Genomic DNA, 22764 nt, shown 5'->3' on the forward strand with positions numbered 1-22764 from the left:
CAATCAGGTTGTTTTCTTTAATTGTTGCAAGACGACCTCACGCATAACCCCAGTTGGTGCTCGTTCGCCCGTCCACAGCTCGAAAGCTAGTGCACCTTGATTCACGAACATGCCGATTCCGGAATGAACAGTGGCACCGATGGCACGCGCTTCTTTGAGCAGACGCGTTTCGAGCGGGTTATAAATCAGATCGCTAACGGTTAAACCAGAATGAAGCCATTGTGCTGGCACAGGTGTCTCCTGTACGTTTGGCAGCATTCCGATCGATGTCGTATTGATCAACAGCGAAGAGTCTGCGATGGCAGCTGCCCCTTCGCCCTGTTCTACGATTTTCGTAGGTACAATCGTCCCGACATGCTCAGCCAATACTGCGGCTCTTTCCCGGGAACGATTGATGATGCGAATTTCCTTGACTCCTTGTTCAGCCAAGGTAAACGCCACTGCACGCGCAGCGCCTCCAGCCCCTACCATGGTTACCACTTGCTTTTCAAGAACAATTCCCGTCTCTTCCACAAGCGAACGAACATAGCCCATACCATCTGTGTTGTAGCCAATCAAGCGTCCATCACGAGAAACGACGGTATTGACAGCCCCGATTCGTTTGGCAAGCGGATCGATTTCATCCAGCATCGGCATGATAGCGACCTTGTGCGGGATCGTGACGTTAATCCCTTTCAAGCCTAAGGCGCGAATACCCGCGACTGCATCTTCCAGATTTTCCGGTTCAACATCGAACGCAGCATAGGCAAATCCCAACCCGGTCTCTGAAAAAGCTGTATTGTGCATCATCGGTGATTGCGAGTGGGAAACTGGATGTCCAAACAGGCCAACCAGTTTTGTTTTGCTTGTAATCATGGAGCTTTTCCTCCCCGGACGTCTCTCTATAGCATATGGCAAGGGGCAAGGCTAACTCGACTTTTCTTGCTTAAGCTAGATCAGCCCTTTGCGCATCCCAACACTTACGCCTTTAGGTGCATGCACGACAACACTCGCTTCGTGTTTTCCTTGGATGCTGACCCAGCCCAAACCGGAAATTACGATGTCAGTCGTCATGGTGGACTTGTTGATTTTAAAGGTGTGCTTCACAAATGGTGGAAGTGCTTTCGCAGCTTCCTCTCCTGTTGGCGGTACCAGCAAGGTTCCGTGATGCTTCTCCATCACTTCATCCGCTTTTTCCAGCTTCGTCCGATGAATGTACAAGTCGTTATCCGCATAGACGATTAACGGCTGTCTCTCTCCGCGTACGAAGTCGATACGGGCTAAACCACCCAAAAAGAGTGATTGTCCATTATCGAGCTGATACACCTTGGAGTTGATCCGGCTGGTCGGGGTAATCTTTCTCAGATCAGTCGGGGATACCATATGTCCAATCTGGTCACGATTAATGATTCCCGGCGTATCAAAAATAGAGCGGCCATCCTCGAGCGGAATCTCGATTTTGTCCAGTGTCGTACCCGGGAATGGCGAAGTCGTAATCTCCAGCTCAGCTGCACCGTAGTCATGCAAGATGCGGTTGATCATGGTCGACTTTCCTACGTTTGTCACACCGACAATGTAAACATCTCGACCTTTGCGCAGCTCTCCAATGCGATTCAACAGTTCATCGATATGAAGTCCTTTTTGCGCGCTGATAAGTACGACATCCTCTGGGCGCAGTCCGCGTTCTTTTGCTTCGTGCTGCATCCAGTTGCGTACCCGGTTTAGGTTGATGTTTCTCGGCAGCAGATCGACCTTGTTACCCACGAGCAAAATCGGATTTTTCCCGACAAAACGTGGCAAACCCTTGAGCCAAGAGCCTTGGAAGTCAAAAATATCGACTACCATTACGACAAGAGACTCCGTAGAACCGATGCCATCCAAAATCTTGAGGAAGTCGTCATCGCCCATTCCTACGGGAGCTACTTCATTATAATGCTTGATGCGATAACAACGCTGGCAAATAATTACCTTTCTGCCAAGCGCGGATTCAGGTGCATAGCCAGGCTTTTTTGCATCTGCTGTCTGAATGGCAATCCCACATCCAGCACAAGAGCCATGCATTTGTTCCGTCATGCTTTTCTCCTCCACGAAACCATTCCTTTCCTCTCCATCCAAATAAGGGCCACACGCTCCATCTGACGATTAAAGCGCGTCCAAAAACCATCCGTCTGGGCCACAGGAACAACCAGGATCGTATGAAATCCTAATCGATTTCCTCCCAGCACATCGGTAAACAATTGATCGCCAATGACAACAGTCTCAGCGATGGTTACATTCATCTGCCGCACTGCCTGTAAGAAGGCACGGTTTGTCGGCTTTTTGGCCGCATAAATAAACCCGAGATTTAATGGGGCACAGAAGCGGTCTACACGCTCCTTGTTGTTGTTGGAGACAACAGTGACCTGTATGCCTACCTCATGCATGCGAGCAAGCCAGTTGATGACCTCCTCTGTTGCATGTGGCCTGTCCCATTCCACCAAGGTATTATCCAAGTCTGTAATCACCGCACGGATGTTATTTCGTTTCAATTGATCTATGTCAATGTGATGGATTGATTCGACGAACTGACTAGGCATCAGCTTCTCTAAAAACACGGGGCACCTCCAAATGATGTGAAGCAATCAACCGCGATTTCGGCACCTACTATACCATAATCGACCACTTGGTTGCAAAACAAAAAGCATGATCACTGCTTGCATTGTTCTGGCATCCTGTGTAGAATAGCGTTACCAAGAAAACTATTTTTGTTTTTATAGTTTTCTATTACGTTGTTTTGGCTGGGGGTCGATTGCAATTAAAAACCGGATCATGAAAGGTTTTATTGAAGAGATTCGTGATAAAGGCATGAAATTTTCCATGGATGATTTGGCGAAGCGGCTCGGGATTAGCAAACGCACGTTATACGAGCACTTCTCATCTAAGGTAGAAATTCTGGAAACAATCATTCAGCAGTCCTTTGAAGAGGGCGATGAAAAAACACAGCAAATTCTCGCAGACGACAGTCTCTCTCTTATCGATAAAATCAAAGGCGTCATGATGGTTTTACCGACACACTATGAATTTTATGATTTGCGCATCCTCGAACAGATGAAGCGATATTATCCTGAGCAATATGCCCAAGTCGAGGCTTCTTTATCCGAGGATTGGCAGACGCTTCGCGTACTCATCGAACAGGGTATTCGAGAAGGACAAATCGTCAATATGAACGTTACACTCATGTTGAAGGTGATTGTCGATGCCCTCAATTCCACTCTTGATCTGCGTTTTTATACAAAAAACCAGATTACAGTCTCAGAGGCGCTTTCCGCCATTGTAGATGTCCTCTTGTTCGGATTGGTGCCGACGGAAAAAAGGTAACACATGACTCGTGGTCATTCCACTAACTTTGGAAGACCACGATATCGTTTTTGTAAGAAAACCAATAAAACAAAAATAGTTTTTATAGTTAAGAGGTGTTCCATTATGTCCATTTTTACACAAATGACCAAACAACAACGAATAGGACTTTTGTTTGTCATCCTGATCCTTTTTATCGACATGCTGCTGTACAGCTTGTTGATTCCGATTGTTCCTTATTTTACCGAAAAGCTTGCGCCCTCCTCCACCATGATGGGCGTGCTGTTTAGCAGCTATGCGGTCGCGATGCTCATTGCCACCCCTATTTTCGGGCCGATATCCGATCGGATCGGCAGACGGACCATGCTTTTGATCGGCTTGCTCGGTCTCGCCGCCTCCACGTTATTGTTTGCTTTCTCTGAGACAATGGCCTTGTTGATTACCGCTCGTTTTGTTCAAGGTATTGCTGCTGCGGCTACATGGCCAACTGCCCTTGCCCTCTTGGCGGATTTGTTCCCATCTAAAATGCGCGGAGCTGTAATGGGAATTGCATTGACGGCGATTTCGACCGGTACATTGCTCGGAGCGCCGATTGGCGGATGGTTGTTTGAAATTAGTGACCATCGCATGCCTTTCCTGGCAGCAGCAGCCTTTACCGTGATCAATATTGTGCTGGTTTACTTGTTCTTGAAGGAAGACACGACGAGAACTGTCAGTGAAAAGCTTCATGTCGGTGGATTCATCCGAAATCCGCAAGTCATCTTTATCGCTGGAATCGTATTGTTGGCTGAGATTTCCCTTTGTTTGCTGGAACCGACGTTGCCCGTATTTTTTACAGAGAAACTCAGCATGACACCGACAACGATTGGTCTTTTGTTTGGGGTCATGACACTCGCCTACGGACTGATCGCCCCAGTTGCCGGCTCTCTTTCCAGCCGTATGAATCCGTATAAGCTCATGCTTGGCGGGATCATTACGCTGGCTGTGTTTCTGCCATTTTTGGCGTGGGCAGATTCCCTCTGGCAGGCAATGCTCGCAATGGCCTTGGTCGGGGCTAGTATTGGCTTTACCTTATCGCCAACCTTGGGTACGTTGGGGGCCATCATTGACCAAGGAGGAAGCGGCGCATACGGCACGGCATACTCTCTCTTTAATATGTTTCACGGAATCGGAATGGTTGCAGGCCCACTCGCAGGGGGAATTTTGACGGATTTACTGCCTGTATCCTCTGTCCTCCTGATCGTGGCAGCGTCCATCCTTGGCTTCGGCATTTTACTTTTTGTCCAATTAAAAGCAAGCAAATCAGCCCGTCTCAGCACCAATGAAAGCGAGATGAAATTTTGAGCTTGTCTATTCGTGAAATTACAAAAGAAAATTGGCGCCAAATTGCCTGTTTGACTGTAACGGAAGGTCAACATTCCTTCATCGAGAGCAACGCTTTTTCCATCGCCCAATCAGGTTTTGAACCGGAATGGATATCATGCGGTCTGTATGACAAGGACATCGCTGTCGGTTATGCCATGCATGGAATCGAAGTAGAGAATGGTCGAATTTGGCTGGATCGCTTTATGATTGATGCTGGCTATCAGGGTAAGGGGTACGCCAAAAAGTTTCTGCGCATGCTCGTTGATGAAATGCACAAACGCTACCGATGTACACGCATTTACTTGAGTATTCATCCTGAAAATGAGTTCGCTCGGACGCTGTATGAGTCGTTCGGCTTTACCTCAAACGGCGAAATGGATGGTCCGGAGGAAGTGATGGTCCTCAACCTGACAAATGAATAGAAAAGGCACCCCCTCTGTCGATACTGACGAAGGGGGTGCCTCTTTTTGTAGCTATCATTGGCTTTTACGTGCTTCCATCAGTCGCTTGACCTTCTCTGTCGGAGTCCAGCATTGGAATCGATAGTCCGGACGTGTCTCATAGGTTAGACGAGAACATCGATAGCTGACTCCTCCCGTACCTTTCTCCACGCGAAAATGAATACAGGTCGCACAGCAATGAAAGGCATTCTCTGTCTCCACCGTTCTCCCTCCCTTACTTCCCCAGCTTCCACGAAAACATCGAGAGCTGTTCGTACCGCTCTCCTTGTTGCTCGGCAAAATTCGAAAAGCCTACGCCCACCAATCGAACGCCTGCCGTGTAGTCAAAGGCGTCGAGCAAATCGTCCAACAACTCCTGCCAATTGGCTCCAGCCACAGCCTTGTGCTGCTTGGTCCGCTGGGTAAAGTCCGCGTACTTGATTTTTAGCGTTATCGTCTGGGGCTCGACCCCTTCCTCGCGGATGTCCTCTTCGACCTCACGCAAGAGGGAGGTGGCAATCGGAGCAATCGCATCCCTGTCAAACAAATCAAAGGGGAGTGTCGTTTCGCGGCTCGATGATTTCGGCGCTCGGTCCATTTCGATTTCGCGATTGTCTTCTCCCCTCGCCCGGTAATAGAGGGAACGACCGAACTTCCCAAATAATGTAGTGGCCTCATCGAGTGAAAGCCTCCAAAAATCCTCTACCGTCTCAATCCCCTTTTTCGCTAGCAGCTCTTGCGACTTTTTGCCGACTCCATGCAAGGTGCCAATTGGCAACGACCGCAGCACATCCAAAGCCTGCTCAGGTCGAATGATTACAAAGGCATCTGGCTTTTTCAAATCACTGGCAATCTTAGCCAACGACATATTGTAGGAAAGTCCGATGCTGCAAGTAAGTCCGGTCTCCCGTTTGATTCGCCTCTTAATATCGTGGGCGATGGGTACCGCATTCTCATAATGGGACACGTCTAAATAAGCCTCGTCTAGACCCACTGTTTGATAACGCTCTGTATAAGAAGTAAATATTTGTCTGACCTCAGCAGATTTTTCGATATAACGGCTATAGCGGACAGGCAAATAAAAGCCTTGCGGACATTTTTTCCTCGCCATGGCGACAGGCATTGCGGAGCGAACCCCGTATTTGCGCGCCTCGTAGCTGCACGTCGATACGACACCGCGATTGCCCGTTCCCCCGACAATGACCGGCTTCCCCCGCAATTCGGGGCGATCTAACTGTTCTACACTAGCGAAAAATGCGTCAATATCCAAGTGAAGAATTTTTTTCATAGGGATACCCACCAAACATACATTCTCATTTCTATTATCCCTGTTTTGTTCCATTGACGCAAGCGAGAACGTCCTAGACTTGGCTTTCGATTACCTGTAGCAGCTCTGTTACTGGAGGATTCCCTTTTTTAGCGTAGATGATAGTTCCGTTTTTGCCTATGATGTACACGATGCGTTGCTGGAAAAACAGTCCGAGAACCTTGCCAACATCGTATGCTTTTCGAATCGATTCGTCTTCATCCACGATTAATGGAAATTCATAACGGAACTTATCAGCAAACGAGCGTTTCTTGTCCATGCCACCTGGATTGACGCCAAAAACGACTGTGTTTGCTTGTTCGATTTTGGTGTAGTGATCCTGAACCGCACATAGCTGCTTCGTGCAAATCGGGGTATCATCTCCCGGATAGAAGATGAGGACGATATTTTCTTTGCCGATGTGATCCCTAAGATCAATGGTTCCTTTTGTGCTCGTCGCCGTAAAGACGGGAGCCAAGTCTCCAACCTTTAACATTTCACTCACCTCTATGCTTAGTTTACTGGGGCTACCGGAATTTCAAATTTCATTTTCCCATCCCGATACGTTCTGAACGGATCGTCCTCCTCCCCCATAATCCATACCTTTTCTTCCCATACATGTACGGTTTCAGCATATTGAAATTTTTGTCCATCATGCTCAACTTCAAGCTTCATTTCAAGAAAGGCGGTATGCCCATCTTCGTATCTAATCTTTTTGATCTCATAATCGTTCAGTTTGTAATGATGAGCTTTTAAGAAAGCGATCTTTTTCATGTAAAATTCTTTCGCTTCCTGGTCACTTAACGTTGTGCCATCAGTTGGATGCTTACCCTCCTCAACATCATAAAGATAAAGGGTGTGGAATGCTTTTTCATAGTCTTCATCGATAAGCGCTTGATAATAGTTTGTGGTTATCATTTTCATTTCGCGTTCAGCAAAAAACTCTGCGAAGAGGAACCGTGGAAAAACAAGTAGAAAAAGCAAAAAAACAACAATTATTTTCTTCAAAAACTCACCTCACGGAATCAATTCTCTTACGTGAAGTTCGATTCTGCCTGTCATTTATCCTTGTTTCACCACGCTAACACTAATAAACCCCACGTGTCCGCTGCGATACGTGAGGCCCTACCATCACCTTCATGTTTTACGCCTGCTTTTGATCACCCTATAGTGGCCTCTTAGTTTGGTTGCAGTACTGCACCAGTCTGGTTGAAACGCCCTTTTTCACTAGATTAGGAAGCCCTCCTGCATGCAAAAAACCGCTCTGGGCAATCCCAGAACGGTTTCTCTCATTTCTATTCTAGTTAGTCGCTTGCAGCTTCAACTGCTTTACCCGAGCAACAAATGCCTCGGCAATCTTCAACATGTCGTCGTCGTGTGCCCACATCCGTTCTGGATGCCACTGTACGCCCACATGTAGCCCGTCGAGGCTTTCCATCGCCTCAATCACACCATCAGCCGCGCATCCTGTGACTTTGAAGCCCGGTGCTATGTCTTTGACTGCTTGGTGGTGAGAGGTGTTCACGAGCACCTCTGTCTTTCCAAGGGCATCCGCTACAAAGCCAGGTTGCAAAGTAATCTTGTGCGCCCCGTATTGCCGTGAACCCTTCTGCGCATGCTGTAATGCTCCTGGTACTTGGCTCGGGATATCTTGAATGAGGGTGCCGCCACACGCCACATTCAAAATTTGCATCCCGCGGCAAATGCCCAGGATTGGCTTTTTCAGCTCCAGCGCAATCTTGATAATCTCAAGCTCTGTGATGTCTCTTTCGTAATTGATATCGCCCAGCCCTTGCAGCGGATCTTCGCCGTACAAATGCGGCGCAGGATCTTCACCGCCGGACAAAATCAAGCCGTCCAGCGATTCGATCATCTCACGAAACGGAGCTTCCTGAATCGTCAGCAGTGGCAAGATCAGTGGAGTACCGCCACTGCGCGCAATTCCGTTCACATAGCCTGAACCTACATAGAAAAACTGGTCGAGATCGTTCTTCGGAAAATACATTTTCGTACATGCCACACCAATGATCGGACGCACGCCAGTCACTCCCTTATAGACTCATGATTACTTTTGATTGGAAGCGTACTTGAAGTCGATGAACCCGAGTGCATCTACTACCACATCTTTTACGCTATCTTGCTTCACCCACGCATAGGTGAAATAGTAGATTGGCAACGCAGGCATTTCATCCATGACGATTTGTTCAGCTTTCTTGAGGATTTCCTTGCGCTTCGCTACATCCCCTTCTTTGGCAGACTGCGCGAGCAAATCGAGGAACTCCTTGTTTTCCCATTTAGATGTATTCAGTCCACCCTTGAAGACTTCCAAGAAGTTGATCGGATCGTTGAAATCACCAATCCAGCTACCACGACCGATAGTGAAGTTTCCTTGCTTCATGTCCTCACGGTGAACCTTGTTCTCTTTGTTTACCAGTTTGACCTCGATGCCAAATGCTTTGCGCCATTGATCCTGAATGACTGTCGCAATACGTGAATTGACCTCTGACGTATTGTATGCAATCGTGATCGGTGGCAACTCTTTGATCCTCGCTTCTTTCATGCCTTCTGCCAAGAGCTTCTTCGCGGTTTCTATGTCGCCGTCTTTGATGTAGCCCTCTGGTGTGAGTGCCATAGTTGGCGGGAGAATACCCGTCGCTGGCGTGCTCTTGTATGGTACGACATTATCGGAGATTTCCTGACGATTGACTGCCGTAGCAAATGCCTGACGAATCTTTTTGTTGTCAAACGGCTTTTGCGTCGTATTGAAAATGTACCAGTACGTACCCGCTGTCGCTTGAGCTTGCATCTTTCCGGATTGCTTCAGAGCATCCAACGCATCCAGTGGCAAATCGCCCAGTGGTGATCCTGCCCAATCCAGATCACCTTTTTCAAACATCGAAAGCTCCGTATTGGCATCCTCGATCATGTTCAAGGTCAGCTTGGACAATTTGACAGCGTCCTTATCCCAGTAAGAATCGCTCTTCTCGAGTTCGATCTTTGATTTATGCTCCCAATTTTTCAAGCTGAATGGCCCGTTTGTCAGGTACGTCTCTGGCTTCGAAGCCCACTCTTTGTTGCCCTCAACCGCTTTTTTGTTAACCGGGAAATAGGTAACAGATGCAACCAGTTCCGGGAAAAACGGTGCCGGGTTTTCCAGTGTAACAACCAGTGTCTTGTCGTCAGTTGCCTTCACACCAACATCTTCGGCTTTTGCCTTGTTGGCGTTAAAAGCTTGCCCATTTTTCAAATAGTACATCTGGTACGCGTAACCGGATGCGGTTTTCGGGTCGAGAACCCGTTTCCATGCGTACTCGAAGTCATGAGCGGTAACCGGATCTCCATTGGTCCATTTGGACTCCCGCAGATGGAAGGTGTACGTGAGACCATCAGCGGAAACCTCGTACTTCTCTGCGACCGCCTCTTTCAGCTCGCCTTTTTCATTCAAGCGCAGGAGGCCATCAAATGCTGCACGGGCAACAGACATCGAAGGGATATCTTCTGCCAGTCCAGGGTCGATCGTGCTGGGCTCACCAGAATTCAGGTTGACCTGCATCGTTTGGGGGGCGCTACTCTGCTCCTGCTTCGCACCTGTCGTCTCCCCCGTGGTGCTTGCTTGCGGTGTTCCACAACCAGCGAATGCTAAACTGGTTAACAGAACAGCACAAAATGATAGTTTCTTCCACTTATGCAACAGCAAAACCCCCATCTTAGGAATAATTCTTCTTGATTGTTAGGAGCATGACTAAATAATATTATCTTGAGAAAATTTTGTCTACATCGAAACAAAAGGAGATGGGTCTACATGTTATCCAGTCTTTTTGCCCAAATATCCAGCCTGATCAAGGACGCTGGCGGGGAATGGGGAATCTTTTTCGAAGATTTGCAAACCGGTGAAACATTATCCCTCAACGAAGATCAACGCTTTTATGCAGCCAGTGTGATCAAAGTCCCGATCATGACAGCTGTTTTTGCTGAGGCGTACGCTGGCAAGTTTGCCTTGGAGGAAAAAATCAAGCTGCGTGCAGAGAATCTCGTTGGCGGTGCAGGTGTTCTTCAGCATATGACTCCCGGCACTGAATTTACGATTCGCGACCTGGTTACCCTGATGATCATCCAAAGCGACAATACGGCGACGAACATGATGATTGATCTCGTCGGAACAGAGAGCATTCGCAACGCAATGCAAAAAACAGAAATGACAAACAGTCACTTCTACAACAAGCTCATGGTCGTCCCAGCTGAATTGGAAGGATACAATGAGGTGACGGCAAAAGACATGGGAAGCCACCTCCGATACTTGGCAACAGGAAAAGTGATCTCCTACGACAGCTGTTTGAAAATGGTCGCCGTCTTGAAGACTCAGCAGCACCGTGACCGCATCCCCTTCCTTTTGCCTGACCCAGACGGTGATGTGATCGGGATGATTCCGAAATGGGAATTCGCCAGCAAGACTGGCTCTGTGACCAAAATCACGCATGATGTTGGCATCCTCTACATCGGTTCTCATGCTGTCACCTTGTCCATTTTAAACAAGGGACTCGAGCAAAAAGATGCTGCCGACGTCATGGCGCAAATCGGCAATCTCGTTTATCACGCATATAGACAGAAAGCGTAATCCATGTGGCCTGCCATCTCCATTGGCGGGCTTTTCTCTTTGAAACGTTGAATGAGAAAAAACAAGCAGGCATTCCTTTCTCAAAGGAACACCCGCTCGTCATTAACCTATTCTTTTTCCAAAATCAGCTTGGCAACGTTCATCGCGCTAGAGAAAGACAGCTCAGACAGCTGGCCTTGTCCTTCACACCAGTCACCCGCAAAGAACAGGTTGCGATAATCTGGCAGGAAAGTAGGCATTGGCTTCTGATTCATGGTCCATTTGATCTCCTGTACAATTGCACGAGCAGAAACGCGCGGCACAACCAGTTGCTCACGCCAGCCTGGGAAATGCTTGTCATACAGGTTTTCAATCTCTTGTTTGCGAATTTCAGCCGCTTCCTTGTTCCCTACTTCATCCTGACGCATGTAAGCAGTCGCCTGCAGCAACTGCCCGCCTTCAGGTACACAAGTACGGTCATAATACGAAATATCGGTAATGAAAATATTGTTTGCTTTTTCGTAGATGTAGGAGAACGGTACGTCAATACGCTCTTTCAAGCCAATGTCATACACCATAACAACAGTTGGCTCGTATTCAGCATGCTGTGCAATCGCATGTTCCAGGCGCGTCTCCGCAAAGACCTTCGCCATCTCCTTCGGCGGAATACAGCAAATAAATTCATCCGCCGTAAATTCTCCCTCCGGTGTCACCACTCCAACCACACGATCATTCTCTACTTGGAACTTTTCTACTTTGGTTTTGATCAGAATCGTACCCTGATTTGCTTCAATCACACGCACGAATTCATTGATCAATGCTTGCCAGCCGCCCCCGATATACGATACCGGTTTATTCGTTGTAAACAAACGGCTGTAGTAAGAAAAGAAAACGTCAGAAGGAATCTTTTCAGGCTCACGTGTGAAGAAGTTGGAAGAAGCAAGCGTCAACATCATTTCACGCACTTCTTCGTTGACTTGCTTTTTCTCCATCCACTTTTGAATCGACATATGTGGATGGCCTTTCTCCATTTTTAGCATCGTTTTCAAAATCTCAAAGGTGAACAATACTTTGTCCATGCCTTTTAAGAGCTTCGTTTGGAAAAGTCCTTGTACATTCGCCGGAACTGCAGTCAGATCGCTACCAATATCGTACTTGGCTTTTGTCGGATTGAAATCCTGCCAATCGATGTTCAGACCCAATTCTTTTTCAAACGTTCTCAAAACGGAGCTGTCGCGAGCATAAATGGCGTGGGCACCGAAGTTGAAGTTAAAACCTTTGATCTTCAGTGTAACGGCACGTCCACCCAATTGACCGCGTTCCAAAACTGCAACTTTTTTGCCTTTCGACGACAGGTAGGCGGCACTGGATAGACCAGCAAGTCCTGCACCTACAATAACAACGTCATAGTGATTGGTTGTCATACACAATCTCCCCTACGCGCTAGCGATGTTGATTACATAAGCTTAAACCCTATCCTAGTCTAAGGGATGGATAAGGTGGAAGTCAACCATTATTGAACTGTGTCTATTTTTATACTGACTTATACCAATATTTGCCTAATAAACCAACTTGTTTACCGCTCTTCTTGAAGCAGTATGCCCTGCTATTCGCCGTATATCCAACCTACGAAACCACGACAAAAAAGCCCTCTATAGCAATAATCTGCTTGATAGAGGGCTTTTACCCAATTGGAAACAGCGAACTAATCGTTTCGGCGAGTCATTTGCTGCCAAACGGTACCGCTAGCCGCCTCGCCGCTTTCAATGCGCTGCACGGCCATTTGAACTTGCAAGCTGACCTCGAACTCGGGATCGTTCTGTGCGGCACGCAAAGCGTCCAAGGCAGTTTCATCCCCCACCTCAAACAAGTAGCGAGCAGCACGCCAGCGTACCAGCTTGTTTTTATCCTTCAACGCTTCACACATCGGTAGAATCGCGCGCGTGTCCCCCAAGTCGGACAAGGTATCGCCTGCTGTGCGTCGTACAGAGACAGAATCATCGCGGAGCGCTTCAAACAGCAGCGGGAAGACATCATCGCCACCGATCATGCCCAGATACACAACCGCAAGCCTGCGAATCGACGGCTTGCTATCACGAAGCGCTTTTTCCAAAACAGGCAAATCCTCTTCGGTAGGCTCCATCCGATCCAGCGCTTCATATCTTTTTTGCCAATCCGGATCATCGAGCATCTCCAGCGTAACGACTTTCTTTTCACGTACGACTGGCTCTGGGGTTTCCCCGGGACCAAGCGCCATGGCCTGTTCCACGATTTCTTCCACACGGCTCTCTGGATAGGAGGCATCGACTTCCAATGCGACCTCCTCGCCAATCTCGCGCAAATCGCCATAGCGCACGCCTTGCTCGACCCATTTTCGCTCCATGATGAGGTTGGGCGACGCAGAGCCTGCACGCACAGCTGCCTGTCCAAAACGCTCTGGAAGTGCTGCACGAATCTGTTCCGTTCCCATGGTCACCTTAACCTGCATCGGTACACCGCGGAACATTTGAATGTACACTTGCGCCTCTCCAAATGCCCCCGCTTCCTCCGCAGACATGTCAGGAACAGCCGCGCCTCCACCTGCTTGCAAAACTTCGCGAGCGACAGTCAAAATACGCTGCCAATCTGCATTGGACTTTCGCTCCAGCGCGAGAAAATCTGCTGTATGAAAAATGGAGGTAACCCCTTCGATCTCCAAGAGCTTGTTCATGAGTTCTGGTGCTTTACTCGCATCTTTCTTTGTATAGACATGTTGGACCCCATCCGGCAAACGCTCGTCTACATTCAGCTTCATGACGTTTGGACTCGGCGTCGGTTCGATGGACAACAGTTTCATAGTGAGTCACTCCTTTTTACAGCGCACTTGCTTTCTCTTCTATCGTAGCATGTATCCTGATATGTTTTCCAACCTGAGAGATGGTCAAAAGCAGTTTGCCCGCTACAACGCCAGCTTGTAGTAATCATTGGCCGACTTTACAAAAAAGCCGCATGATTCATACAGCCCCAAAGCATTACTGTTTTCACAGGCGACCTCGAGTGATACGTTCTGGTATCCTTCTTTCCCCAGCATCTCGATCGTTTGTGCTAAAGCCTGGCGTCCATATCCTTTCCCTTGGTGATCTGGGTGGACACAAAATCCATAAATAAACGCCTTGCTCTCATCCTTGTTCACACTTATTTTGCCAACGGCCTTATCATCGACAATCATCAAATGCGTGGTGGACTTGGGATCACCCGCCATGTTTTCGGCCATTTCCCTTGCGCGTTCTTCCTCCATTTGAAATCCATGGACGTTCAGCCAAATCAATGTTTCGTAGTCACTGGCGATCTCTGGTCGAAGCAGCACGTTCCCAGATACCGTTGCTCTTTGCTTCTCCCCTAAATCCATCCAATATTCCGAGAATTGATATTCCCCGCCGATTCGCTCCATATATGACTTACCGCTTTGCGAATCTCGCTGAACGATAAACAACTGCGCCGGAATGCCTCTTCTTCTGCATGCATCTGCGGCTTGTGCTTGCAACGCTGTGAATATGTCTTTTCTTCTGTAGGCTGGATGGACCATGCCGCTCACTTCTGCCTCACCGCCGTGAAACACGTAGAGCCCTAGAAAGCCAACCAGCTTTCCATCCATATAACATACAAAATCTTCTTCATGCTCTCCCGAACGCTTTTCCAGCATACCCGGGTTTACTTTGAGATCAATGCCATCCTGCTCATTGCAAATCGCAACCAATTCTTTAATCTGTGCCAGTTCCTCTGAGGTGAGTGTTTTTCTTGTCGTGATCGTATACGTCATAGCGTAAGCACCCTTTCTATGATCAGAAGTATCGTCGTTGCAACTCAGCGACCATCTCTTCCAAATTATTGGCGACCTGCGGAATAGAATAGCCTACGTAAAGAGGTGAGGTAACAAACCTCGGAACTACTTTGGCGATCAGCTTTTCTCCCCAATGGTAAAAGAAAAAATTGTAGCTTTGGTTACGCGGATTGACATGAGTCAGTATCCAATGTGCTAAAATTTGTAAGTAGTCTGCCATTTTCGACAATCGATCAAAGTCCGATAGAATGACATTGTATTCAAAAAAACCTGCACGCGGATGCGTAGACAGATTGCATTCAATCCCTGCCTCTTGTTCGATGGTCATGCCAATAAAATCACTGTCTTTTACCTGATCCAGATAGTTGTAGTCATGTAATCCGACGATCTGCATGTGCGGATGACGGATGCTCCCCCCGGAATACGGGCCGTGGTTTTTGAAAAACAGAACAGAACGATAAGACTTACTGTGCTCCATTTCAAGCCACTTCTCTACCCCGAATGCCAGCAATGCTCGTACATGCTCATTGGAATAGACAGACCAATCCCCTTGGCATTCATCCGACTCAATCAAAACAGTTTGATGCGTATCCTCCAGAACAGGGAATTTGTTTTTGAGCCAAATCATGGAGCCCCGCTGCTCCAAAACGTCTGTGAGACTGTTTCGATCACAAAAAGGACAAGCCGTTTCTGTGTTGTTTACACTCACTGGCTTTTTTCTGCCTATTTGCATGTTAAAGTGCAAGTGCGTCTGCTTCATTCCCATGTCCCTCCAGTTTGTGCTACTTCCACTTTACACGCATTTCCTGGGAAAATCATGACGTTTTTTGCCCCGACAACACTTTTGAAACCTCAATTGGACTGCCTATTTTTCAATGTCTGTGGCGTTTGTTTCTTTTTTTATCTCAAATGTTTTACATACAATGGAAAGCAGTGAAACCTGGAAAGGTGTTGGAATTGGATGGAAAAATCATTTTATTATCCTGTTAGCTGGAGCGAGGCCCAACATTACAAAACGTTGCTTGATCAAGAAGGAGTCCCTTATGAAATTCAATCCCCGCTCGATTTGCCTGTCTTGGAAGAAGGTAAGCTGGCCATTGTCTTTCCTTCCATTCCTTTACGGATGTACGTCTGGGTGCGAACCTTGTTCTATCGTGACGGCCTGCGCTATCCGGATACGTTTTCGTTAGATTTCAAACTACATTAATCATGAGAGAAAAGGGACCGGTTCCGTTGGTTTTCATAACATAGTAAGAGCAGCATTTCGTATCGTCTGTGGGGGAGGTGAAGAAGCTGCCGTCCTACAACATCCGCATCTCGATTGCGAAGCTACGTCTTGATCTGTTCGATGGAAACCGACTCATCCGCTCTTATCCTGTTGCCTTGGGCAAAATTGCCACATCGACACCACGAGGGGATTTTACCATCATCAACAAAGTCCCCTATCCGAATTCTTATCCGGGAGGTCCTTTGAGTGCATTCGGCACCTTTTGGATGGGACTAAGCAAACCACACTATGGCATTCACGGTACGAACGATCCTTCTTCTATCGGCAAGTATGTATCTCACGGCTGTATTCGCATGTTCAATGAGGACGTGAATGCGCTGGCAAAAATCGTGCCCATTGGTACGCCCGTTCGAATCAGACAGCAATAAATATAAACATAGACATGCAAAGACCCGCCTCTCTTAAACCAAGGCGGGTCTTCTTTACATAAGATGAGTCTTTTTCGTTCTTTCTGCTTCCGTTTCATCCGCTTCCAAGTATACAAGAAATCTTCTCGCTTGCTTATACATGATCGATAACGTCATTTCCCTGATCTTGTTCATGATCACTTCTTTATCCTCTGGATGCACTTCGGAAGAGAGCTGCTGTTCTTGCAGCTCTAGGTAAGACATCACCCATTCCGGGTCTAACTTATAGGCAGGCAACGACAGCGACTCCTCTACTCTAGTAATCTACTCTAGTCTACAGGTGGAAGCGTCGCTTTCCCAGCCCTCAATTACTGGCTACGCCACTAATTATTTCCCTTGCTCCAATTCCTCTACCAATGCTGATAATTCCGCCCAACGCTCAATGGTTGCCTCCAGCTCTGCCGCCACTTGCTGTTCTTCTGCATAGAGCTTTTCAATTTTGCCATAATCGCTGCCAGACGCTGCAATCTCTTGCTTTAGCTTGACGCTGCGCTCTTCCAAAGCCGCGATCTTGCCTTCAATCGCATCCCATTCCTTCTGATCCTTGTAAGACAGCTTGCGTGTGCGGTTGTTGCCGCGATTAGCCCCGCTGTTGCTTTGCGTCTTTTCTGCCTGTTGATCCGCTTCTTGCACCTGAGTTACTTTTTCCTGACGTCTTTCTTCCAGATACTCGGAGTAGTTGCCGTAGTATTGACGGATGTTTCCTTGCCCCTCAAAAGCAAACAAATGGTCAACGGTACGATCGAGGAAATAGCGGTCATGCGATACCGTGATAACTGCCCCTGGGAACTGCTCGAGATAGTCTTCCAAAATACTGAGCGTTTGAATATCCAAATCATTCGTAGGCTCATCTAAAAACAGCACATTCGGCTCTCCCATCAGCGTACGAAGCAGATAGAGACGTCTGCGCTCTCCCCCAGACAGGCGGGAAATCGGTGTCCATTGCATATGCGGCGAAAACAGGAACCGCTCCAGCATTTGCGAAGCCGTGATTGACTCGCCATTGCTCGTCTGAATGACCTCTGCTGCTTCCTTTACATATTCGATGACGCGCAGCTTTTCGTCCATCTCGACATTATCTTGCGTGTAGTAGGCGATTTTAACGGTCGTCCCGATTTCCAATGAACCGCTATCCGGTTGAATTCTTCCTGCTAGCATGTTCAAGAGTGTCGTTTTTCCGCTTCCGTTTGGCCCGATAATCCCCACACGATCACCCGGCAGGACAATATAGCTGAAATCGTTGATCAGTTTTCGCTCACCGTACGCTTTATGGATGCTTGTAAGCTCGATCACCTTTTTACCGAGACGGCTGGCCCCGAGTGCCATTTCCATCTTGTTAGCAGGTCCATCTACGACTTTATCTCGCAACTCCTCAGCCCGTTGCACACGCGCCTTTTGTTTGGTCGTCCGCGCTTTTGCTCCACGACGAAGCCATGCCAGCTCACGTCGAAGCAGATTTTGTCGCTTGCTCTCTACGGCCGCTTCATTTTCTTCACGCTCCGCCTTTTTCTCCAGAAACATCGCGTAGTTGCCTTCATAGCTGTACAGCTTGCCGCGATCCAGCTCAAACGTGCGGTTCGTCACGCGATCCAGGAAGTAACGATCATGGGTGACGAGCAGCAATGCACCCTTGTAGCGGGACAAATACTCTTCCAGCCACTCGACTGTCTCATTGTCAATATGGTTCGTAGGCTCATCCAAAATGAGCAGGTCTGCTGGTTGGATCAGAGCACGTGCCATTGCTACCCGCTTTTTTTGTCCACCAGAGAGCTCTCCTACCTTTTGCGAGAAATTGTGCAGGCCAAGCTTGGTCAGGATCATTTTGGCTTGCGTATTGCTCTCCCACGCATCAGCCGCATCCATCCTGTTTTGAACAGCAAACAATCGCGCCTGCTTTTTCTCGTCGTCAGGAGATTCCTGAACAGCCTCTAGCGCAGTTTCATAATCACGCAAAAGCTGAATGAGCGGAGAATCGCCGTAAAATACTTGTTCCAGTACGGAGAAGTTTTCGTCAAAATCGGGATTTTGCGGTAAATACTCCACACGGAAATGATTCGCGTGAACAATTTTCCCGCTATCCGCTGTATCCAAGCCCGCCACGATTTTCAAGAGCGAGGATTTTCCCGTACCATTGACGCCGATCAGACCAATGCGCTCTTGCTCGGCAATATGAAAGGAAATGTTTTCAAACAATACTTTTTCTCCATAGCCTTTGGAGAGGTTTTCTACTGATAATATTTGCATGAACGTCACCTGTACTTTTCTATTTGCTTATCGAGAAGCCATATGAATCTTACACTCGATGGTATCATGTTTTTCGCGCAAGCTCTAGGGTGATTCAAATGGATCGAACAAATATTGGAATGTTATCTCACTAATGGTAAAATATTGAATATTAAGTAATAATGACACCTGTATAAAAATAAAATAGGAAGCGTCATCAGCAATAAGGCATGTAAACGAGCCCAAACAGAAGAAGCGTACTCTTTTCATCGAGCACGCCTGCTTTTATTCTCCTAACGACTGTCCTACTCTTTGCAGCACGTCGCCGATCCGTTCATTTTGGATGACCTCATCTGCCCACGCATCCAATGGGGTTGGTTCCTGATTGACAATGACTAGTTTGGCTCCTATTTCTTTTGCATGCTGCGGAAACCAATTAGCTGGACTCACCGTAAGCGAAGAACCTAATACGATGAACAAATCGGCTTGTTCGGTCCACGAGATGGCTTGATCGACTTGCGATTGCGGCAAAGATTCACCAAACAAGACAACACCCGGACGCAAAAATTCTCCGCATGCGCAAATCGTCCCTTGATCCTCCAGATAACGTGTATTGGCATATTCGGTCCCGCAGGCAAGACAGCGGATTTTCGCAAGGGAGCCATGGAGTTCGGCTACTGCCAAGCTTCCCGCCGCTTGATGAAAGCCATCTACATTTTGTGTAATGATCCCATGAACCAATCCAAGCCGCTCCCATTCAGCTAAGCATTCGTGTCCGGCGTGTGGCTTGCAAGACAGCAGTCCTTGAATACGCATCTGATAAAATTCCACAAACGCTTCCCGATTCTCCATCATTGCGCGTGTACTCGCGAGTTGCATCGGATCTTTGCCGCGCCATAGCCCGTACTGTGAACGAAAATCAGGCAAGCCACTCTCTGTCGACATGCCTGCTCCGGTGAATACAACTGTAAAGGAAGATGTCCGCAACCAGTGTGCCAGATGATCCATCATGGTCTCCCCTTCTTCTTTGAAAATGTTCTTCTCCTGATTGTAATAGAAGAATGCCGGATTTGGGAGACCTGCCCATCAAGACACTAGCTGTCTTTCCATTCAATAGGATGGATAAACGGGTTGGGGCGGGTATCCGGTATGGTAGGGATTCGTGCCATATTGCGGATAACCAGTCGGCTGTTGATAGACTGGGTGCTGTCCATACCCACCCTGCTGCACATAGTTGGCATCGTAATAACCGTAACTGTCTGGCAACTGGCTCGAGTAGCCATGGTACGGGTACTGACTTGCGGCAGCTCTATCTGGCAACTGCCCTTGCTGCTGACATCCTACTGGTGGGCCAATCACAACTGTTTTTGTAAGAGGCGCAAATGTTTCTTTTACCTTTGCTTCGTCTAAACAATACGTATGTGCCCACACACTTGCTGGAGTCAACCGTAAAATATCGGAGCCAAAGATCACCTCAGGATCAGGCGCATCAAAAATAGCCAGTAGATGCGTATCATCTGTCAAAGCCATTTCATAATGCCACCAGCCCTGCGGGATATTGGCAACTTGTCTCGGTTTAATATTGTAGTTGAGCAATTGATTAGTAAAAGGATTGATTAAGGACACAATGGCCTCACCAGCGATGCAATACACCAGTTCCGCTGCATTTTGATGAATGTGTGGCTCGACAACATTTCCCGTTGTCAGGAAAATATCTAGCAGTGAGCTGTTGCCCAATGTATTTAATTGTGCGATCCCCAAGGCATCGATGAAATTCCGATCGTCCTTTTTGAAAAACAGATTATTTCTCATATCGTACGTGAACTGAGTATTTGGCGATGTATAGTCGCGATAGGAAGTAGCCATCTGTCGTTTGATCCTCCCACCGTATGGGTATTTGACTCATTATGCATCTCTATTCCGGTTCACAAAATATGTGCACCCATCTATTCCATCAAGAAAGAGACACACCTTTCACCCTCCACTTTACACAAACATATCCTACTAAAAGGCATAACGGGTACTCGAGGAGGGTGATCTTGTTTGACTACTTATTTAGTCTCGGACATACATGGTCAGAATCAGGCTTTTCAAAAGGCGCTGCGGGACGTTTCCTTCTCATCCCAAGCTGGTGATCGCCTGTACGTATTGGGGGACATGATTGATCGAGGACCGGAATCAAAGGAAGTATTGCTCGATCTACTCGCTCTTCGGCATGCGTATCCGAACCAAATCTATCTCATAAAAGGCAACCACGAGCAGATGCTCGAGGATTGGCTATCCGGCAACGGCAATCCAGAGTTATACCTGCGCTACAATGGCGGCGATGCCACCATACGTTCTTTCTTAGGGAATCACCCGCTTCGGCGAGCTTTTCTTAACCGGATGCCTTCTATGCAGGAACAAGAAGAAGCGCGGCAATTCATCCTTTCTCGCTATCCAACAATTTTGCCAGCCTTGTCGTCGCTTCCTTTGTATATAGAGCTGCCAGCCGATCCGCGAACAGGAGCTCCAGCCGCACTTTTGGTACACGCAGGTATTCGGCCCGGCATCCCCTTGCAGGAACAAAATCCGCAAGATTTACTATGGATTCGCGAGCCTTTTTACCTTTATTATGATGGAGAACTCCCTGTCATCTTTGGTCATACCCCTGTTCCAGGATTGCCTCAATACACAGGCAGCGGTCCTTGGCGCAGAGACAATATCGTCGGCATTGATGGTGGCGCAGGATATTGGCGAGGCGTCATGCTCGTCGAATGGCCTTCTCTTCAATCCATTTTCGTACCGATTCGGGATAGGCAATCCTCTCCACAAGTAAGAGTCTACTGATCATGCTCGGGAAAACTGGTAGCTTTCGCACTGGTGCTCCTACCTGCTGCAAGCGCATCGGGTAGTGCATCCAGTATGATGCGGGAGACAAGCCCATTCGTTCAACAAATTATTACTTTTTATAATCTACTTTCGATTTGTAATATGTTAAGATATGGACGAGGTGTTTATATGAAACGTCAGCAAATCGTGGAACAAGCCATGTTTGCCGCTTGGGGAGTCTCCCTGATCGCAACCGGAGGCAGTTTGTTTTTTTCAGAGGTGTTAAAGTACATACCGTGTGACCTGTGCTGGTACCAGCGAATCTTGATGTACCCACTCGTCATCTTACTCGGGGTGGCCACCGCGAAGAAAGATGACAAGATCGCGTCGTACGCCTTGATTCTCTCCATCATAGGAGGACTCACATCGCTGTATCATTACTCGATTCAAAAAATACCTGCCCTGCAAGATCTGGGTAGCGCTTGCGGCATTGTACCATGCAACACGGACTATATTAACTGGCTAGGCTTTATCACAATTCCGTTCCTTGCTCTCATTGCCTTCACCTTGATCAGCATCCTGCTTGTCATCGTTATGAAAAATGCAAAGGAGAAATGATTCATGAAGAAAGTCATCTTTCTATCTATCCTTGTGGCTGCGCTCCTGATCGGTGCGATTGTGTACGCTGACATTTCGAACCGTCAGCTTGCGGAAGGAAACCCTTACGGTAAAGCCAATTTGCACCCCGCTACTCTCGATCAATTGAGTGACCCGCTGTACGATAATCTCATTATGCCTAATGAGCTCAAAGGTAAGCTCGATAATCAGGAGGACGCGTTTGTTTACTTTTACAGCCCGGTTTGTGAGCATTGCAAAGCAACTACCCCCGTCCTTGTGCCGATCGTGAAAAGCTTGGACATCGATATGAAAAAGCTCAATTTGCTGGAATTTAACGCCAGCTATGGTGAATACAACATCGAATTCACTCCGACCCTCGTTCATTACAAGGGCGGCAAGGAAGTAGCTCGACTCGTCGGTGGACGCGAAGCAAGCGAATGGAAAACTTGGTTGGAAGAACAGAAAAAATCATAACATTTGGTAGCCTCCCACAATTCTTTGCGGGAGGCTCTTTTCATATTGGACATACGTGACAAATATGTGAAGATTTCCGTTCCCTTGGAAGAAATAGCCCGAA

General features: G+C 47.7%; 26 protein-coding genes. 9 read left to right on the forward strand and 17 right to left on the reverse strand.

What is annotated here, in order from left to right; genetic code table 11:
* Positions 1-3: 3 nt before the first annotated feature.
* The 3 genes from ACFVS2_RS27930 to ACFVS2_RS27940 form a co-directional block, all read right to left on the reverse strand.
* Positions 4-855, reverse strand: a complete 852-nt coding sequence (locus tag ACFVS2_RS27930) for a shikimate dehydrogenase (protein WP_390239604.1) — start codon at positions 853-855, stop codon at positions 4-6.
* Between the two features lie 75 nt (positions 856-930).
* Entirely contained in the window at positions 931-2052 is a 1122-nt protein-coding gene (gene yqeH / locus ACFVS2_RS27935) for a ribosome biogenesis GTPase YqeH (protein ID WP_390239605.1), read from the reverse strand.
* On the reverse strand, positions 2049-2573 hold the full coding sequence (locus ACFVS2_RS27940) for a YqeG family HAD IIIA-type phosphatase (RefSeq protein WP_173620645.1): 525 nt from the start codon (positions 2571-2573) through the stop codon (positions 2049-2051). Before ACFVS2_RS27940 ends, yqeH begins: the two co-directional genes overlap by 4 nt.
* Before the next feature lie 214 nt (positions 2574-2787).
* Here ACFVS2_RS27940 and ACFVS2_RS27945 point away from each other — a divergent pair, with 214 nt between their 5' ends.
* From ACFVS2_RS27945 to ACFVS2_RS27955, 3 genes are all read left to right on the forward strand, one after another.
* Positions 2788-3336, forward strand: coding sequence for a TetR/AcrR family transcriptional regulator (locus ACFVS2_RS27945; RefSeq protein ID WP_173620644.1), 549 nt, complete (start codon positions 2788-2790; stop codon positions 3334-3336).
* Positions 3337-3441: 105 nt separating this feature from the next.
* Positions 3442-4659, forward strand: a complete 1218-nt coding sequence (locus ACFVS2_RS27950) for an MFS transporter (RefSeq protein WP_173620643.1) — start codon at positions 3442-3444, stop codon at positions 4657-4659.
* Positions 4656-5102, forward strand: coding sequence for a GNAT family N-acetyltransferase (locus ACFVS2_RS27955; protein WP_390239606.1), 447 nt, complete (start codon positions 4656-4658; stop codon positions 5100-5102). Before ACFVS2_RS27950 ends, ACFVS2_RS27955 begins: the two co-directional genes overlap by 4 nt.
* 54 nt (positions 5103-5156) lie before the next feature.
* Here the strand turns inward: ACFVS2_RS27955 and ACFVS2_RS27960 are convergent, their stop codons facing one another.
* The 6 genes from ACFVS2_RS27960 to ACFVS2_RS27985 form a co-directional block, all read right to left on the reverse strand.
* Positions 5157-5342, reverse strand: coding sequence for a hypothetical protein (locus tag ACFVS2_RS27960; RefSeq protein ID WP_007727789.1), 186 nt, complete (start codon positions 5340-5342; stop codon positions 5157-5159).
* Between the two features lie 13 nt (positions 5343-5355).
* Positions 5356-6408, reverse strand: a complete 1053-nt coding sequence (locus tag ACFVS2_RS27965; protein WP_390239607.1) for a DNA polymerase IV — start codon at positions 6406-6408, stop codon at positions 5356-5358.
* Positions 6409-6481: 73 nt separating this feature from the next.
* Positions 6482-6922: a peroxiredoxin gene (locus ACFVS2_RS27970; protein ID WP_390239608.1), complete on the reverse strand. Its 441-nt coding sequence runs from the start codon at positions 6920-6922 to the stop codon at positions 6482-6484.
* A 17-nt stretch (positions 6923-6939) separates the two neighbouring features.
* Positions 6940-7434: a hypothetical protein gene (locus ACFVS2_RS27975; protein ID WP_390239609.1), complete on the reverse strand. Its 495-nt coding sequence runs from the start codon at positions 7432-7434 to the stop codon at positions 6940-6942.
* Between the two features lie 292 nt (positions 7435-7726).
* Entirely contained in the window at positions 7727-8464 is a 738-nt protein-coding gene (locus tag ACFVS2_RS27980) for a gamma-glutamyl-gamma-aminobutyrate hydrolase family protein (protein ID WP_390239610.1), read from the reverse strand.
* A gap of 27 nt (positions 8465-8491) precedes the next feature.
* On the reverse strand, positions 8492-10117 hold the full coding sequence (locus ACFVS2_RS27985; RefSeq protein ID WP_390239611.1) for a peptide ABC transporter substrate-binding protein: 1626 nt from the start codon (positions 10115-10117) through the stop codon (positions 8492-8494).
* Positions 10118-10228: 111 nt separating this feature from the next.
* On the opposite strand from ACFVS2_RS27985, the gene ACFVS2_RS27990 reads away from it, so the two are divergent.
* Positions 10229-11041, forward strand: coding sequence for a serine hydrolase (locus ACFVS2_RS27990; protein WP_390239612.1), 813 nt, complete (start codon positions 10229-10231; stop codon positions 11039-11041).
* Between the two features lie 107 nt (positions 11042-11148).
* Here the strand turns inward: ACFVS2_RS27990 and ACFVS2_RS27995 are convergent, their stop codons facing one another.
* From ACFVS2_RS27995 to ACFVS2_RS28010, 4 genes are all read right to left on the reverse strand, one after another.
* The gene (locus ACFVS2_RS27995) at positions 11149-12444 is read right to left on the reverse strand and encodes a phytoene desaturase family protein (RefSeq protein ID WP_173620635.1); all 1296 of its coding nucleotides are present in this window, start codon (positions 12442-12444) and stop codon (positions 11149-11151) included.
* Between the two features lie 281 nt (positions 12445-12725).
* Complete coding sequence (locus ACFVS2_RS28000) at positions 12726-13856, reverse strand: virulence factor (RefSeq protein WP_390239613.1); 1131 nt, start codon at positions 13854-13856, stop codon at positions 12726-12728.
* Between the two features lie 102 nt (positions 13857-13958).
* Complete coding sequence (locus ACFVS2_RS28005; RefSeq protein ID WP_390239614.1) at positions 13959-14819, reverse strand: GNAT family N-acetyltransferase; 861 nt, start codon at positions 14817-14819, stop codon at positions 13959-13961.
* Positions 14820-14841: 22 nt separating this feature from the next.
* On the reverse strand, positions 14842-15600 hold the full coding sequence (locus ACFVS2_RS28010; protein ID WP_390239615.1) for a DUF4931 domain-containing protein: 759 nt from the start codon (positions 15598-15600) through the stop codon (positions 14842-14844).
* A 201-nt stretch (positions 15601-15801) separates the two neighbouring features.
* Here ACFVS2_RS28010 and ACFVS2_RS28015 point away from each other — a divergent pair, with 201 nt between their 5' ends.
* Together ACFVS2_RS28015 and ACFVS2_RS28020 are read left to right on the forward strand one after the other, a co-directional pair.
* Complete coding sequence (locus tag ACFVS2_RS28015) at positions 15802-16047, forward strand: hypothetical protein (protein WP_007727802.1); 246 nt, start codon at positions 15802-15804, stop codon at positions 16045-16047.
* Positions 16048-16124: 77 nt separating this feature from the next.
* Positions 16125-16496, forward strand: coding sequence for a L,D-transpeptidase (locus ACFVS2_RS28020; RefSeq protein ID WP_390239616.1), 372 nt, complete (start codon positions 16125-16127; stop codon positions 16494-16496).
* A 54-nt stretch (positions 16497-16550) separates the two neighbouring features.
* On the opposite strand, the gene ACFVS2_RS28025 is transcribed toward ACFVS2_RS28020, so the two are convergent.
* The 4 genes from ACFVS2_RS28025 to ACFVS2_RS28040 form a co-directional block, all read right to left on the reverse strand.
* The gene (locus ACFVS2_RS28025) at positions 16551-16772 is read right to left on the reverse strand and encodes a hypothetical protein (RefSeq protein WP_007727805.1); all 222 of its coding nucleotides are present in this window, start codon (positions 16770-16772) and stop codon (positions 16551-16553) included.
* 90 nt (positions 16773-16862) lie between these two features.
* Positions 16863-18779, reverse strand: coding sequence for an ABC transporter ATP-binding protein (locus ACFVS2_RS28030; protein ID WP_390239617.1), 1917 nt, complete (start codon positions 18777-18779; stop codon positions 16863-16865).
* A gap of 264 nt (positions 18780-19043) precedes the next feature.
* The gene (locus ACFVS2_RS28035; protein WP_390239664.1) at positions 19044-19766 is read right to left on the reverse strand and encodes an NAD-dependent deacylase; all 723 of its coding nucleotides are present in this window, start codon (positions 19764-19766) and stop codon (positions 19044-19046) included.
* 102 nt (positions 19767-19868) lie between these two features.
* A complete protein-coding gene (locus ACFVS2_RS28040) occupies positions 19869-20624 on the reverse strand; it encodes a cupin domain-containing protein (protein WP_390239618.1) in 756 nt (251 codons plus the stop codon).
* A gap of 177 nt (positions 20625-20801) precedes the next feature.
* On the opposite strand from ACFVS2_RS28040, the gene ACFVS2_RS28045 reads away from it, so the two are divergent.
* The 3 genes from ACFVS2_RS28045 (at position 20802) to ACFVS2_RS28055 (ending at position 22661) form a co-directional block, all read left to right on the forward strand.
* The gene (locus ACFVS2_RS28045) at positions 20802-21587 is read left to right on the forward strand and encodes a metallophosphoesterase family protein (RefSeq protein ID WP_390239619.1); all 786 of its coding nucleotides are present in this window, start codon (positions 20802-20804) and stop codon (positions 21585-21587) included.
* A 171-nt stretch (positions 21588-21758) separates the two neighbouring features.
* A complete protein-coding gene (locus ACFVS2_RS28050) occupies positions 21759-22187 on the forward strand; it encodes a disulfide oxidoreductase (protein WP_007727820.1) in 429 nt (142 codons plus the stop codon).
* A gap of 3 nt (positions 22188-22190) precedes the next feature.
* Positions 22191-22661, forward strand: a complete 471-nt coding sequence (locus ACFVS2_RS28055) for a thioredoxin family protein (RefSeq protein WP_390239620.1) — start codon at positions 22191-22193, stop codon at positions 22659-22661.
* Positions 22662-22764 lie beyond the last annotated feature (103 nt).

The organism is Brevibacillus sp. NPDC058079, assembly GCF_042885155.1.
Lineage (GTDB): Bacteria > Bacillota > Bacilli > Brevibacillales > Brevibacillaceae > Brevibacillus.